Genomic DNA, 15,671 nt, shown 5'->3' on the forward strand with positions numbered 1-15,671 from the left:
CATTAAAAGTGCTCGCGAAACAAGGCCCATGCCTCACTTATTTTTGCTCGCGAAACCTCTGGCGCTCCCGCGAGCACAGCGCTCTGCTGGATAAATGAAACAGGGGCTCTCGATGACAACACGCCACCAGATCGCCACGGGCTTCGCCCTGGAGTATGCCAAGGCCACCAAACGTGAAAAAGGCATCCTCCTGGATAACCTCTGTGCCGCGACCGGCTGGTCCAGGGCCAACGTCCGGCGCCGGGTCACCACCGAAATCAGCAAGATCACCGGCAAGAAACCCGTGGCGCTGCCCAAGCGCCGGCCCCGCACCTACCAGCCGGCCACCATTACCCTCCTGACCCGGATCTGGACCCTGGCAGGAGAGTCCTGCGGCAAATACCTCGCGGCGATCATCGCCGATGAACTCGAACGCCTCGAACGGTTCGGCAAGCTGAAAACCCACGCCGACCTGCTCACCGACGAGGTCCGCCACCAGCTGCTGAACATGTCCGCGGCCACGATGGACCGCTACCTCAAACCGGTGCGCGATGCACGCTACCCGGCGGATTCCCTGTCCTCCACCAAGCCCGGGGCGATGCTGCGCTCCGAGATCCCTATCCGCTGGTCGGGCACCCCGATGGAGCAAGCCCCCGGGTTCTTCGAAGTCGATACCGTCGCCCACTGCGGGCACAGCCTCAAGGGCGAGTTCCTGTATTCGATCACCCTCACCGACGTGTTCACCGGCTGGACCGCGAATTGTGCGGTGAGGAACCGGGCCCACCGCAACGTCGTGGCGGGCATCGAGGCACTGGTGCAGTCCCTGCCCTACCCCATGACCGGGTTGGACTTCGATAACGGCGGGGAGTTCATCAATGTCCAGCTGATCGAGTGGGCCGAGCAGCAGCACGTCGACCTGACCAGGGCCAGGGCCTACCAGCACAACGACAACGCGCATGTCGAGCAGCGCAACCGGGACTGGGTGCGCCGTCATGCCTTCCGCTACCGGTACGAGGGACCTGAGGAACTGGCGATCCTCAACGAGCTCTGGGAACTGGTGGGATGGCGCAAGAACCACCTGCTGCCCATGGTCAAGGCCAATGGCTACGGCACGGCCCGTTCGGGGCGCAGCAAGCGCACCTACGACGCACCGCGTACCGCCTATCAGCGGCTACTGGATCTCGGGGCCATGGATGAGGACCATGCCCGAGCCCTGGCGGGCGTTCATCAAGAGTTGAACCCTGCGCAGATCACCCGGCGGATCAACCAGCTGCAAGGCCAGTTGATCACCCGGGCCAAGCTGCGGGCGAGGGCCGGCGGAGTGGATTTTCGCGAGCATTTTAGGTGAGGCACGCAGTGAGTTTTCGCGAGCATATTGACATGAGGCAAGGCGCCCCCGGGTTTTGTAGAGACTCTTTAACTTGGTTTTCTAAGCAGCCGCAACGTCCGTCTGCGACCGTTCGGTCCACTGTTGATGCACGTGAGCCGGCGGCCTGTATCCGAGTGCCGAATGCAGCCGCTGGGAGTTGTACCAGCCAACCCACCTGGAGGTCTCGGCCATGACCTCAACCTGTCCAGACCATTGCTTCCGGTCGATCAGCTCCGCCTCGTAGACCGAATTGAGCGCCTCGGCCATGGCATTATCGTACGAATCGCCCTTGGCACCCACCGAAGCGATCGCGTTGGACTCGGCCAACGCCTGCCCGTATCTGATGGGCCGGAATTGCACCCCACGATCTGAGTGATGCACGAGGCCGGTCACGTCCTCGCCATCCCTGTATTGCCTTGCCAAGGCCATCATCAAAGCGTCCCTGGCCAAGGATTCCCGCATGTGGTTGGTCACTTGCCAGCCCACGATTTCACGGCTGAACACATCAAGAATGAACATGGCATAGACCCACCCCGCGTGAGTCGGAACATAGGTGATGTCAGCGACCCAGAGCCGATTGGGGGCTGCTGCGGTGAACTGGCGATCCACCAGATCCACCGGACACGATTCCGGGTCCGCTGAACGGGTCTTAGGCTTCTTCCGTTTGCGCCGCACCCCATCGATCCCGGTGATCTTCATGAGCCGCTCCACGGTGCACCGGGCAATCGTCCCGAACTGATCTCCATGCTGGTTGTTCATGGCATGCCACATTTTCCGTACCCCGTAACAGGAATAGTTCTCCTCATAGACCGCACGCAGTTTAGGCAGTAGCTGTTCGTCGCGAACGCTGCGGGCCGACGGCGGCCGTTGCTTCGCAGCATAATACGAGCTCACGGCGATCTGCGCGCGGGTTCCTTGCAACGCGCGGATGATCGGCTCGACCCCGAGCTCGTCTTTGTGCTGATCGATAAAATCAATAATTACTTTGAAGGGCACCACGAGCTCACGCCGCGAAGAAAGTCGCTGCCCTCTTCAGGATCTCATTGGCCCGCTTGGTCTCGGCCAGCTCGGCGCGCAGGCGCTTATTCTCGGCTTCCAGGTCAATGGACTGGGCCGGCGTCATCGCGCCGCTGTTCTTGTAGTTGCGCACCCAAGTGCGCAGCGTTTCACTGCTCAGGCCCAGCGCCTTGGCCACGCGTCGGATGGCGCCATTAGCTGTGCCTGGATCGGCCTGCGCATGGATCACAAGGTCCACGGCGCGGGTCTTGAGTTCGTCGGTGTATTTGATCGGCAAGAGAGAAGTGTTCCTTTTCCAATTTCCTTGCCTCTATTAAACCCGGTGCGATTCAAGGTCGTCCACACCCTGACTGGGCGTGTGACTCATTAGAGATCCGCCTGCCAAGTACTCCACCCGCGCCGGTGCCAACCATAACGGCTACCAACTGGTTGGAGGAGGCGAAACCGTCATGACCATCGTGGCAGAAAAATACGATTACGTCATCGGAATCGACACTCACGCACGAACCCACACCTACGCCATCATCAACACCCGAACCGGCAGCAGGGAAGCTTGCCAAACCTTCCCCGTCAGCGCCCCGGGGATGAACAGAGCCGCCGCCTGGATCCAGCGCAATACGGAAGGGCGGTGCATCGCCGCAGTCGAAGGAACCCGATCCTACGGGGCGACGATCACCCACGCCCTGACCGAGCACCAGGTAGCAGTCGTCGAGGCGAACCCGCCACGGAGAAAAAACCAGGCCGGCCGAGGGAAATCCGACCAAATCGACGCGACCGCCGCAGCCTGAGTTTGCTGCCGAAAGACATCAGCAAGCTGCTGCAACCCCGTGATGAAGGCGCCAGAGCGGCATTGAGCATCCTCTCGGCTAGCCGTGCACGGATCGATGCCCAACGAACCGTGAACCGTAACTCGCTCTCAGCGCTGCTGCGTACCTACGATCTGGGAATGGATGCCCGTAAGCCTTTGAGCATCCGCCAGATCAAGCAGGTCAGCAGGTGGAGAGAACATGAAGCTGACACGATCGATCAAAAGTTCGCCCGGGACGAAGCGAAGTTCTTGGCGACAAGCATCATGGCTGCTGATCAGATGCTGAAGGAGAACAGCTGAGCCATGTCTGAGCTCGATGAGCAACTCGCCCCGGAACTGCAGCAGGTCTTCGGCTTAGGACCTGTGACCACAGTATGGATTCTCATGGCCTATTCTCACCGTGCGCGTGCTCATTCTGAAGACGCGTTTGCCGCTCTGGCTGGTGTTGCTCCGTTGCAGGCTTCGTCGGGAAACCATGAACGCCACCGGCTAAACCGTCATGGAGACCGGCAACTGAACAAGGCGTTGGACGTGGTCGCGCGGACGCGGATGGGGCATGACGCCGCGACGAAACGCTATGTTGAGAAACGTACGGCTGAAGGCTTGAGCCCGAAAGAAATCAAACGGATCCTCAAGCGCTATATCGCTCGGAGCATCTATCGTCAGTTGCAGGTGAATATGGCTTGACAGTAGTCATAGAAGGGTCATGACAGCTAAGACAAAGTAACTCTCCGAGTTCGCGATAGTTCAATAGCGATGCGTGATGATTGTCTTTGACGAAAAAATCATAACCAAAAACATCTATACACAGTCTTCGCCGGCATTTTTGGTATTATTCGCTAGTGACTAAGGAAAAATTAACGCTAGAAGACGAAATCGTCGAGCTTCGAAGGCAAGTGGACGAGCTATCAGCGGCTGTTGCTGCCATTAGGTCCCCTCAGCATGGCAAAAAGACGATTAAGGGTGACAATGTTTTTGTCGATTCTTCTACAGTTCTGGTGAGCGGGGAGAATGCTACTATCTGTCTCGGCGACCATACGAAAGTGTGGCGTGGTGGAGAATGGACAGGTCCCGTCACTGTGGGGAAACGCGTATTCGTAAATCAGGGAAGCTACATTCGGCCTCTAGTCACGATAGAAGACGATGTTTCTTTGGGACCCTTTGTTCGACTCATTACAGATACTCATGAAATCGGACATAAGACCCGTCGTACTGGCACGCCAAAAAAAGACGCGATTAGGATCGGCCAGGGCTCTTGGATCGGTGCCGGGGCAACTGTAATGGGTGGCGTGAATGTAGGGAAACGTTCGATTGTTGCCGTTGGTGCTGTCGTTAACCGCGACGTGCCAGACAATGTCCTAGTCGCTGGGGTCCCCGCGCGAGTCGTACGCCAAATCAAGGATTTCGATGAGTTTGCAGAGTTGATTGATCCTTTTGATCCAAAATCGGCTTCGAAAGGAGCTGACTGCAGTGATTCAAGATATAACAACGCAGAAGGATAAATGTGCAAATACGTTCAAAAACTAGATTTATATTTTAAAATAACAAGAAATAAATCTGCTTTAACTCGGCCGTTTTTCTCAACCGGACTTTTGAATTCCCCGAAAAACTAATGATTTGCAGACTTATTCCCAGCCAAATCGTAAGGAAAATTGCAATGACTCGTCTCGAGGGCGAGTTATAGTTGACAACGTTATATATTCTTAGGGGCGTAAATTGTCTGAAGATGAATTCGAGACTAAAAATTATATTGACCTAATAGAAACGATATTACACAAAACAGAGATGAGTGAGCGTTTTAATTCTGGTTGGGGCGTGCGGCTACGTCTTGCGACCATGGAAGGCGCCGCTGAATCCGCAGCTCACCATTATTTACTTTCGGCACTCACCCCTATTAGATACATGCCTCCGGTCGGTGGATGGTCGATGCAATACCAGGTAATTGCGTCACTCGTAGATTATATACTTAACACCGAAATTGAAAATCCACTCATCGTCGAACTTGGTAGCGGCGTTTCTACGAGCTGGCTAGCTCTGGCCCTTGAAAAGATTGGCAAGGGCCGCCTGATATCCGTTGATCATGACCCTAGATATAAAAAAATTACCGAATATACACTCAAGAAGTTGGGTCTGTGTGAATATGTTGACATAGTGTTAGCGGAGTTAACAGAGACCAGTGGTTTAGGTAATAATCAAAAATGGTATGACTTAAATGAAATTAACCGGTACTTGAGTAACGAGGAGCTCATTGATCTTTTAGTAGTGGATGGCCCCCCGGGAAACGAGGGTCCAAAATCTCGATTTCCTGCCTTCCCTGTCTTGCGGAGAAAGCTTGCAGACAATTCGATGGTTGTGTTAGACGATACCGATCGAGGAGAAGAACAGCGTATTATCGATAACTGGATCGAGGAGTGCAGCCACTCACACAAAGACGGCCAGTTGGCCATGCACGAATCAATAGGGCGTAGTACCTGGCTAAAATACTCGATGCACCAGACATAGTTATTTTAATTCAAAATCGATAAATTGATGCAATCATAAAGAGATAAGCAGGTAGTTGTTGTATGAACATCACTGTAGTTGGCACTGGATATGTAGGTATGTCTATTGCTGTCCTTTTAGCCCAGCACAACAACGTTGTCGCTCTCGACATTGACCCAAAACGTGTTGAAATGGTTAATTCGAAGCTTTCACCAGTTGCAGACGTTGAAATAGAATCTTTTCTTAAAAATGGAAACTTAAACTTACGTGCTACGGAAGAAGCGGTTGAAGCCTACGCCAAGGCTGATTATATTGTCATTGCGACTCCGACGAACTACGACCCAGAAACAAATCAATTTGATACATCTAGTGTCGATTCTGTTATATCAGAGTCGCTGGCCAAAAATCATGACGCGTGCATAGTAATCAAATCCACGGTCCCTGTGGGTTACACAGAGCAAATTAGTATAGATTACCCGGCGGCGAAAATCATTTTTTCCCCGGAGTTTCTTCGGGAAGGACGAGCACTTTACGATAACTTGCATCCGTCACGGATCGTAGTTGGTGACAGGGGAGAACACGGTCATAAATTCGCTCAGTTGCTCTTGGAAGGTAGTAAGGAAAAAGATGTACCGGTCCTACTTACTGATTCAACAGAAGCAGAAGCAGTAAAACTTTTCTCAAACACGTATCTAGCCCTAAGAATTGCGTATTTTAATGAATTGGATACTTATGCAGTTTCAAGAGGTTTAAACACTGCACATATAATTAACGGCGTAGGAATGGATTCGCGTATTGGAGAACATTACAACAATCCGTCATTCGGCTATGGTGGCTACTGCTTGCCTAAGGATACCAAACAACTGCTGGCGAACTACGGTTCTGTGCCACAGAACCTGATTTCGGCAATTGTCGAAGCAAACAGAACTCGCAAGGATTTCATTGCCGATGATATTTTGCGGAAGCAGCCAAAAACTGTAGGTATATATCGTCTTGTGATGAAGGAAGGATCAGACAACTTCCGTGAATCTGCGATTCAAGGCATCATGAAAAGGATTAAGGCCAAGGGTATAGAGGTGGTCGTCTATGAACCCAATTTGAAAGATGATGAATTTTTTCATTCAAAGGTCATCGTGGATTTCCAAGAATTCACTGATCGTTCTGACCTGATCGTTGCCAACCGTAGATCACGGGATCTGGAGTCGGTGGCCGAGAAAGTCTATTCACGAGATATTTATGGTACTGACTAATTTTTCAAAATACGATTAAGGCAGGACATCCCTGCAAACATTTACTTTTAATATATGCGAGATTAGAGGATAAGGATGAGGGTAGAATTACCCGGAAATACAAACCGATTGCTCACGGCCGCGAAAATAGAAGGATCGGTGGAAAATCCGCGAGAATGGATATTTGTCGTGCGTCTGTTTGATTCTGATGGATTAATTGACTCCGCGTTATTTAACGCGTACTACTCGTCTGCTTTGGACGAGAAGTTCGTGAATTTTCCGGATGAAATATCGGAAGGTTTTTGCGCCCTAAAGCCTATCGAGTCTGAAGTTCCATTTAATAATTTTGAAATAAAACTTGTTTCTGTTCCTTGGGCTAAAAAGCGAACTTTGTTACCAGCGCCAAGCTTCAGGGAACTCAAATATTCTGCCAAAGTAGATTCATTTGGTTACGCGGAGGAAAAAGTGATTGTTTCCGGAAGGGTTACGTCGTGAGTTCGTATATAATTTTCGCCTTTGAATCGGAAAGTTCGGAAGTAATCAGAAGAGCTTGCCAGATTGTACATCAATCAATCCCTTCCGATTTTATTGTAACAATCGGCATAAGCGAGGAACATGATTATGTATCCAAGAATGTAAAGTCATTTCCGAAAGAGTATAATAGGGCGCAAATATTCAATGCACTAATTGCAGAACTCCCGGATAATTCTACCATCTATGTTTGTCAAGGACTCGTCCTTCCAAACTTTGTTCAGCAGGGTGCCTCCCGCCTGGATGGGCTTCAGGAGAAATCCTTCGTGACTGTCCCTCCGCGTCTGCCGATCATTCCGCCAAACTTTGATGATGAGCTCATTCTCAATAACTTAGTCGACTTGGATTTTTCAAAAAAGCATGCAAACGAAAATCCGTCTCTATTAGTTCTTAAGAAAAGCCTTTTCATGCGCATAAGAGGTTTTGACGAGAGACCGGCATTTAAATCCGTGCTGTTTATGGATTTGATGTCAAGGTTATTGCGTGCCGGTGCTTGCTCACAAGAGCTCCAGCCTTGCTATTTCGCCTTAGATCTAAACAGCTTGCTAAATGTCATGGCGGAAGCGAGTGACTCGGTGTCCATCGCGGAGATCAATCGCCGGATTGCTTTGGTAGCCAGCGACGTATCAATATACCGCAACTTAACTTCTTGGAGCGCTCCGAAAATCGCGCGGCGACCATTAGTCAGTGTTGCAATAGCTACTAGAAACCGCGGAGAATATCTTAGAGACTCCCTATATTCGATTCAGAACCAGACTTTTGAAGACTGGGAAGTGGTCTTGGTTGATGATGGATCCGACGACGACACTCAAGCTGTCGTGGAATCCTTCAACGATCCTAGAATAAAATACATCTATCAGGAACCCACCGGCATTAGTCGAGCTAGAAATTTGGCAGCAGAAAACTCAAGAGGCTTCTACACTGCTGTTCACGATGATGATGACATCATGCTTCCATGGCGGCTCGAGACAAGTATTTCTTCGATTACTGCCAATGCACAAGCGACATATGGGTCTTGGGTGAACTTCCAGAACACATCCGGCGATATGGTTCTTCATATAACAAAAAATGACTTCAGCAAGGATTTAATTGCGTACAGCGGGCAGGCACCAGGTCACGCGACTTGGCTACTACCAACTGCTGTCATCAGGACGTTGCGGTATGACGAGACCCTAACGAGTTCCGTGGATCACAATCTTGCTGTTAGAAGCCTGATGAGCGGTCTGACATGGAAACATACTGAGAAGGTCCTATTCATCAGGCGCATCCACGAGACGCAGGTTAGCGTTACCGATTCTAGGCGTCAACGTAGCGCAGCTATTCTGACGAAGTATGCTTCTAACTTCCCACTGACGGCTAAAGCGCACCACGCGAGTGTCGAACGCGGTAAAGCGCTTAAGTTCCCCAAGCCTGTTAATTCGAATAACCTCTTCGAAATTTTTGGCTTATATCTTCCCGATCATCTAGTCAAACGTAATCTCAAAATATCTGGTCTCGTTGGCAAAAAAGTTTTGGGACTGGACATTCATGATAAGTTCACCCACATCATTGCCGAACAGGATTTGATTACTGATAAGTCAACTTTAGAATTTGGGGGCGCTTCGGATCTTGATTGGAGTGATATGGTTCGCGTTCGTGAGAGTGGATTCGTAGGTTGTGATTTCACATTCGAAAAGCGTCCGGAAGTGACACATGATTACGATATATCACCAAGTATCGAGTCTTCAAATGTCGATATCTCGTCGCGGATCGCTCAAGTACTTAATCAAGTAAAAAAGTTGAGTCCGTCTGGAGTCATCTTGAGCATTCGCATGGAAGTCGATAATCCAGAAGAAGTTTGTAAAATAGACGGCGTGATATTGGCTCGTCACTTGACAATTAATTACGAGCCTCATTTGCGGGATAGCCGGATCCTTCTTGGTTTTAGCAATAAGAAATATGCATTCAATTATTTGGACAAGCTTGATTCGGAAGCGAATGATGCACTGGTGATTACTTCTGGAAGCGTGGATCTCGATATCGTTTGGAAAGAACTCTTGGGTGAGAATCGATGAAAGTCAAACCTGTTCTATCTCCTTTGGGAGAATTTCATCTAGAATTTGTACGAGACATATATGGAAGGCCAGAGAATTATGGTCCAAAATTTATTGCCCACGGGCATCCGCGTCAGTTAACTGGTGATCGTATTGCAGTGGCATCCATCCTACTCGTGGGTAATGCGATCGCACACACACTTGATGTAGGCCGTGATGTTTCGAGTCGAGTCGCTTCTGCGATTAACTTATTCCTGAACGAACAATTTGTTTCAATCAGCAATGTAGTTAAATCGCCGCCAGCTTATCTGAGTGGTGGTGTCGAGCTCGTATTGCAATCAGATCTTTCCAGGTTAGATTCTGTTGAAGATAAAATGGGCCGAAAAAGGCTTTTGTTTGTCGATCTGCCAACCGATAAATTTGCTGGTCGACTCATGGACTTCGAAGCTATTCAGATGGCATCGAATTCCTATCTTTTCAGTTCAGAAGTATGTGCCGGTAATCCAGTTCCCAGACTTTGGTCTCGACTTGCTTTGGCCATCATTTTCGCCAGTGATTTAAGCGTTTCTAGAATCAGTCTTCCTGAAGATCTGTGTGGCGATATTACTGCCACGGAACTTAGTCGCTTAGTGGAGCTACTACAAAGCATTGAGATTAATTTGGTGGTCGGAGAAGTTTAATGATAAATAACAATATCCTGATTCCTGTACGTACAGTTGCAGAATGGGGTGGGCTCCACGAATGGGTTTATCATTCGGTGCTGGATCTGCAAGCTATTGGATGGAATGTCATCGTTGCTGGTCAAAGTGGGGTGTTCGAGAAACGCATTCTTTCGACTGGTGCGAAGTTTATTGAAGTTGATTGGAGCAATTGGCAAGAATCAGTTGATCGAGTTATGGCTTCCGGACCGTGGAGTAAGATATTCTCTCACGGCCCTTTAGCGAGAAACTTGGCCCTAAAAATGTCTGCTTTGACGGCAGTTCCTGTCTATCACATGATCCACGGGGCGTATTTGGATCAGGTAGATAGGTGGTCTCCATACGTTCGAAATGTTCTTGTCGCTAGTCCTTCTGTTCAAGACTTTGTCGTACGTGTCGGTAAGGTTGAACCGTGGAAAGTCTGTGTGGTTCCTAATGGCGTACCTGATCAAGTCTTCGACATGCCATTGTTACCCCTGGCCGAAAAGATTGGTGGTGGCGCTGGTTCTATAGTTACAGCAGCGCGACTATCGCCCGACAAGGTGAATCAAATCCGTCCAACCATCGAGACGGTCTCGACGTTCGCGCGCCTATATCCTGACATTGAATGGACATTAGACGTGATGGGAGATGGTCCGTTACGTGCCAAGTTCCACAATTCGTTCCGAGACGGTCTTGATTCATTGAAGAACGTTCAAATCGTTTTTTCCGGTTGGGTTGAACCTGATGAAGTACCGCGACGAATGAATAGATCCGTAGCAGCATGCGTCGCAGGTATGGGGGGCGTCCGCGCTTTAGCAGCAGGTACGCTGACTGTCGGTGTGGGGGCCCAAGGGTTAGTTGGCGTTCAAACTGGGCAGAACCTCCGTGCTGGTATCTGGAGTAATTTTGGTGATCACGGCTGCCCTCGTTTTGAAGCTACAGATGTCGCCACTGACATTGCCCAAATCGTTGAACACGGTGATTACGATGATACCGTCAGCTTTGCTCGGGATTCTTGTCGTCTGCATCGAAATGAAACTATGGTTCGTAATTCTATGTATGATGCCCTTGAAATTCGGTTATAAATATTAGTTCGCAACGAATATATTTCTTTTGGTAGCCTAATGGTGTTGATTTAATTGTTTATCTCTACGAAGCTAAACTAAGAGTGCTGTTTTTACTTGGGATCATTCGGGATCTCGACGTAACTATATGTTAAGGTCGTGATTCGTCGACAAGAAAGACATAGTAACAACACTAGTTTCAGGATCTGGAAACAAGAAGTCTGTATCTGTAATCGTTCTCGCAAACTGGCGATGTGCGAACGATACAGTCAACGAATGTGGAATCTTTAGTAGAAAGTCTTTAGATTTTCCTTAGTACCTTCCATAAGTGCCAAATAGGATCACGTGGTGCCAAATACGTTTAGTCGGTACCACGAGTCCGGCCCGTCGGTACCCGGACTCCGGTCAGATGGTGTGTAATCTCGCTACATCGTGGACACAGTAACTCATCACTTCGTGGACAGTGGATCTCAGAATTTTGTGCACAACTACCAGCAGCAGGCTCGGAGCTGTTGGTAGTTGTGTCAAAAACGCTGGTTAGCCCGGGTATTTCATGACAACGGCAGTCAATAACTGACTTAAAAGAAGAATAGGTGACCTGAACTGGAAAAATAGGAGTTGTTTGCTAAATACGGTTAGTGGGTACCACGAGTCCGGCCAGTCGGTACCCGGATTCCGGTCAGATGCTACTGGCTCAGGCGTCAGCCTGAGACAGTTCGATGATGAGCGAGCGCCTGAGCGTTACCTATCTGTGGGTTGCGTCGAAACTACTCCCAATAATCGGTAGCTGCTCGGGCCTCGTCATGCTTCAACTTCCGCATGTCAGTATTCCCCAGAACGATCCACCGGGTATTCGTCGCCAACGAGCCTGTCAGAGTGTTTGTGTAAGCCCCTAGTCACGTCAGTTATTCAGGCCTTCGTAACACTCACTTCAAATACGGCTCGATGCGCTCCGGATAGGCCATGGCCAGCTGCTGCAACGCCTGCTTCCAGCCATTCGTCCCGCCCCCTTCCACCAGATGCGACCCGGCGCCGGCCCTCGGGGTGCGGCCCTTCTTCTGCGCATCCTTGAACCGCTCCCTGGCCCGCTTGTCCTCGATATTGCAGATCGCCAGCCACAGCATCTTCACCGCCGCAGCATCGGACGGGAAGTGCCCCCGGGACTTGGTGACCTTGCGCAGCTGGTAGTTCATCGACTCAATCGCATTCGTCGTGTAAATGACCTTGCGCAGCTCGGGGCCGAACTCCAGGAACGGGGTGAAACGTTCCCACGCGTTGCGCCACGTGCCCAACGCCGACGGATACTTCTGCCCCAGCGCACTGGCCTCGAAATCATCCAACGCCTTCGCAGCTGATTCGATGCTCGGTGCCGTGTAAATGCTCTTCAACTGGGCGCTGACCGCTTTGCGGTCGCCATAGGAGGCGAACCGGTGTTTAGCAGAGGTATTTGGTAGCACCTGTGCGCGTATCGGATAGCACTGCTGTAAGAATTGGGTAGTGCCTCGTGAACGCCGTCCAGAGTTAGCCTGCAGTGCGAAAATCTCTGCTCAGACCGTTACTCGGTTGTTGACGTTCATAGTGGAATCCCAATCGCTCGCCGTTACTTCCTGGATTTGCCGGATCCGCTTCGACGAGAGGCGAAAACCGTCCGAGACGCGCAAATTATTGCTATTCAAACCTAGAAAGGCTCGGCTTGATAAGCAGGTCTCCGCACGTGCTTTTCCAACTTGATCTGCAAGCGTTGGCAAGGACGGTTCCGGCTGCAGATGGCTGCACCAGCGACACTGGCCAGCAGCGGCGATGACTGAGCTTCAGGTCCTTGTCTAGCATGTCGGGGACATCCCTAAGGTTGATAGGAGCTATTCGATCCACTCACTTCTGCTACCGCTTCGGTGCATAGGCGCTTTCAAATGTGTCTGCTAGACAATGTTCGTTCGGCGCCCTTAGCATTGACGAGCACCGGTTTCGCAAGGTCCGCTACGCGCGCGGTCGGAGCGGGAAAGTCGTGCGGATCGATCCGTGGTCCATTGTGTTCTCGGACCTGGATACCGGCACGATCCTGGAGATCGTGGACGGACACCGCGGTGCCACGGTGAAACGCTGGTTGAAGTCCCGGCCGCGGTACTGGCGCCAGCGGGTGCAGGTCGTGGCGATCGACATGTCATCCGAGTTCCGCAAGCCGGTGCGGGAGACCCTTGCCCAAGGCGAAGATCAGCGTGGACCATTTTCATGTGATTGCCCGCGCGAATTTAATGATCACCCGGGTCCGCCGGCGCCGTTCCCACGAGGTGCATGAACGCCGAGGAAGAGTGGCGGATCCGGCCTACAAGTACCGGAAATTATTGACCTGTAATCTGGAGAACCTGTCGATCACGCAGGTTGAACGCCTGAAGCTGATCCTCGAGTCAGATCCCGAACTGGGGGTGGTCTACGGGATCAAGGAGCACGTGCGGCAGCTGTTGAAAACCAGGGATATCCATGAGTTCCAGTCGCGATGGGCGGTGCTGGAGAAATCCGTGAAGGCCACGAAAATGGTTAAGGCGAAGTCGTTGTTCCGCACACTGGCCGCGTGGCGCAGCTAGCTGCTGGTCTTCATCCGAACGAGGCTGACGAACGCGCGGAGTGAGGCGGCGAATCTGACGGCGAAGAACCTGAAACGGATCGGTCGAGGCTACCGGAATCATGGTCATTATCGGCGTCGGATATTGTCGTATACGGCGGGGCTACGGCCGTGCTGAGCATCCTGCACCACGCTGAACTCTTAAGAGCCTATTAAACCCGGGGCATGAGAGTCTACTAATTGCGGGGAGCCTCAGGCTCATTTCTTTGCAAAAGGTTTGGGCGGAACACGCCGTAGGGTTCGAACGGCGATGCGGGGCGAAAAAGCCACAGACGCCCGATACTGCTTGGAATAACTATGCGGTGGACCAAGCGGAAGATCAAGAAATGCTTGCCACTTAGTACCCTTAGGTATCACCTGATTTGCATATTACCGAAGTGGTGCGATTCAGTATCTATAGGGCGACGAAAACACAAACCCAGTTGCGAGAATAAAGGTACCGTCAAGCTTCATCTTTAACTTAGGGAGAATCCTCGCCAGCTCGCAGCACTGGTGAGCCCACTATGGAATTCATAAGGGGATGGTGGCCGATGGCCTTCTCCGCCCACGTAGTTCTCGACCCTAAAGTGATCCGAGTTTACATGCCTTAGCACCTTAGCTAAAGGTGAAAAATGCTTGTCTAAGTGATGGGTGTCCTGAGTATTGTTGAGGTAGTATACATAGTTCTTTCTGGGCAACATATACCGTCGGACTGCCGAAAGTCGATCGCCTAGCTGTTCTGTCCAATCGTAAGAGAAGTCGAACTTTTCCGGATCGATACCAGGGAGGTTGTTCCAGATTTTGCGAAGGAGCCAGCGCTGTGGCATGTGGGGCCATTTTGGATGTTCATAGGCGTATATTGATGTTTGTGGATTGAAGACGATAGCCAGGGATTTGTCGATTAGAGCAGAGATTTGCAAGCTCGCGAATCCACCGCCGGAACTTCCTGTCAGTACAATATTCTTTGCATCTATCGCTTTCGCAGTATCGTTGATAAGCGTCGCTAAGCGCGGGTAAAGGTCCATGCCCGGCCATCCTGCGTACCAAGCAAGGGTGAGCTCGTCATCCACCCAAAGCGAGGGATCGCTGATGTATAGAGCACTCACACTAAACTGATCGATCGATGCAAGACGTTCAAATCGCGGGAGTCTATACCTTTTACGGTCTAGGGCACCGTGCAATGAAACGACCAATGTGTCACTCTTTCGATTGACGAGTAATGCATCAAGATGAAGATCGTTCATGAACGTGAATCTATACCTTGAGGCCGAGGATGTTTCAGATGGACTAAAGTTTTCCAGAGTTTCCAGTTGAACGGTTGCAATCCCGTAGGGATCAGTCTTTCCGGTTTGTGGTATTTGCTGTTCGGACAATGGAGTTCTCCAATCAAACTAATTCTTAAACGCACTCAGTCGGACCCGACTGGATAGTCCGGTAACTATGCGATAGAAAATTGGTTCTCTCTAACCCGTTCATCCCAAAAGGGGGGGGGCGACCTTATTCTATCCACAGAACTAGGGCGACGTTTATAAGTGTAGATGTCTTTCCATCTATTAGCCAAAAACTTTGCCCCTGTCTTGAGGTTCATGTTTTCCCGAATAGTTGCTCACGCTGGATCTGGAGAATTAAGGACTCAATGGGGTTGGCAGATGGTTTAGCGTACACGGGTTTAGTACGGCATGTTGAAGGGTCCGATGGCAGTTCTCCTGCCAGCATCCGAAGGATTATCCTGGTGGTATCGCGCTTGAGACTGCGCATGATCTCGCGCTTGCTGCGTCCTTGGTCGATCTTGCACTCGACGTATTCGCGGGGGGAAGGGGAGAAGACGCATTCGGGTCAACGCTATGATATTGATGGCCCGGTTCAGGCGTCGGTCACCAC

General features: G+C 50.9%; 11 protein-coding genes and 3 pseudogenes. 10 read left to right on the plus strand and 4 right to left on the minus strand.

What is annotated here, in order from left to right; genetic code table 11:
- Nucleotides 1-112 precede the first annotated feature (112 nt).
- On the plus strand, nucleotides 113-1,327 hold the full coding sequence (locus tag RF641_RS01530; protein ID WP_424572286.1) for an integrase catalytic domain-containing protein: 1,215 nt from the start codon (nucleotides 113-115) through the stop codon (nucleotides 1,325-1,327).
- Nucleotides 1,328-1,408: 81 nt separating this feature from the next.
- Here the strand turns inward: RF641_RS01530 and RF641_RS01535 are convergent, their stop codons facing one another.
- Both RF641_RS01535 and RF641_RS01540 read right to left on the minus strand, forming a co-directional pair.
- Nucleotides 1,409-2,347, minus strand: coding sequence for an IS3 family transposase (locus tag RF641_RS01535; protein WP_424572287.1), 939 nt, complete (start codon nucleotides 2,345-2,347; stop codon nucleotides 1,409-1,411).
- Nucleotides 2,348-2,351: 4 nt separating this feature from the next.
- Complete coding sequence (locus tag RF641_RS01540) at nucleotides 2,352-2,642, minus strand: transposase (RefSeq protein ID WP_424572288.1); 291 nt, start codon at nucleotides 2,640-2,642, stop codon at nucleotides 2,352-2,354.
- Between the two features lie 172 nt (nucleotides 2,643-2,814).
- Between RF641_RS01540 and RF641_RS01545 the strand changes: the two are divergent.
- From RF641_RS01545 to RF641_RS01580, 8 genes and pseudogenes are all read left to right on the plus strand, one after another.
- Nucleotides 2,815-3,860 (plus strand): annotated as a pseudogene (locus tag RF641_RS01545) (IS110 family transposase).
- A 155-nt stretch (nucleotides 3,861-4,015) separates the two neighbouring features.
- Complete coding sequence (locus tag RF641_RS01550) at nucleotides 4,016-4,675, plus strand: acyltransferase (RefSeq protein ID WP_424572289.1); 660 nt, start codon at nucleotides 4,016-4,018, stop codon at nucleotides 4,673-4,675.
- 214 nt (nucleotides 4,676-4,889) lie between these two features.
- The gene (locus tag RF641_RS01555) at nucleotides 4,890-5,675 is read left to right on the plus strand and encodes a class I SAM-dependent methyltransferase (protein ID WP_424572290.1); all 786 of its coding nucleotides are present in this window, start codon (nucleotides 4,890-4,892) and stop codon (nucleotides 5,673-5,675) included.
- 62 nt (nucleotides 5,676-5,737) lie between these two features.
- Entirely contained in the window at nucleotides 5,738-6,904 is a 1,167-nt protein-coding gene (locus tag RF641_RS01560; protein ID WP_424572291.1) for a nucleotide sugar dehydrogenase, read from the plus strand.
- 138 nt (nucleotides 6,905-7,042) lie between these two features.
- Nucleotides 7,043-7,378: a hypothetical protein gene (locus tag RF641_RS01565; protein ID WP_424572292.1), complete on the plus strand. Its 336-nt coding sequence runs from the start codon at nucleotides 7,043-7,045 to the stop codon at nucleotides 7,376-7,378.
- Entirely contained in the window at nucleotides 7,375-9,468 is a 2,094-nt protein-coding gene (locus RF641_RS01570; RefSeq protein WP_424572293.1) for a glycosyltransferase family 2 protein, read from the plus strand. The genes RF641_RS01565 and RF641_RS01570 overlap by 4 nt, the downstream gene beginning before the upstream one ends.
- Nucleotides 9,465-10,127 carry a hypothetical protein gene (locus tag RF641_RS01575; protein WP_424572294.1) on the plus strand — a complete coding sequence of 221 codons (663 nt, stop codon included), beginning with the start codon at nucleotides 9,465-9,467 and terminating at the stop codon, nucleotides 10,125-10,127. The genes RF641_RS01570 and RF641_RS01575 overlap by 4 nt, the downstream gene beginning before the upstream one ends.
- On the plus strand, nucleotides 10,127-11,212 hold the full coding sequence (locus RF641_RS01580) for a hypothetical protein (protein WP_424572295.1): 1,086 nt from the start codon (nucleotides 10,127-10,129) through the stop codon (nucleotides 11,210-11,212). Before RF641_RS01575 ends, RF641_RS01580 begins: the two co-directional genes overlap by 1 nt.
- 905 nt (nucleotides 11,213-12,117) lie before the next feature.
- Here the strand turns inward: RF641_RS01580 and RF641_RS01585 are convergent.
- Nucleotides 12,118-12,630, minus strand: a pseudogene (locus tag RF641_RS01585) (transposase); the annotation flags it as partial.
- A gap of 487 nt (nucleotides 12,631-13,117) precedes the next feature.
- On the opposite strand from RF641_RS01585, the pseudogene RF641_RS01590 reads away from it, so the two are divergent.
- A pseudogene (locus RF641_RS01590) lies at nucleotides 13,118-13,929 on the plus strand (ISL3 family transposase); the annotation flags it as partial.
- Nucleotides 13,930-14,266: 337 nt separating this feature from the next.
- On the opposite strand, the gene RF641_RS01595 reads toward RF641_RS01590, so the two are convergent.
- A complete protein-coding gene (locus tag RF641_RS01595) occupies nucleotides 14,267-15,034 on the minus strand; it encodes a hypothetical protein (RefSeq protein ID WP_424572296.1) in 768 nt (255 codons plus the stop codon).
- Between the last annotated feature and the right edge of the window lie 637 nt (nucleotides 15,035-15,671).

Origin of the sequence: Arthrobacter sp. 'calajunan' (assembly GCF_046940185.1) — a bacterium.
GTDB classification, from domain to species: domain Bacteria; phylum Actinomycetota; class Actinomycetes; order Actinomycetales; family Micrococcaceae; genus Glutamicibacter; species Glutamicibacter soli.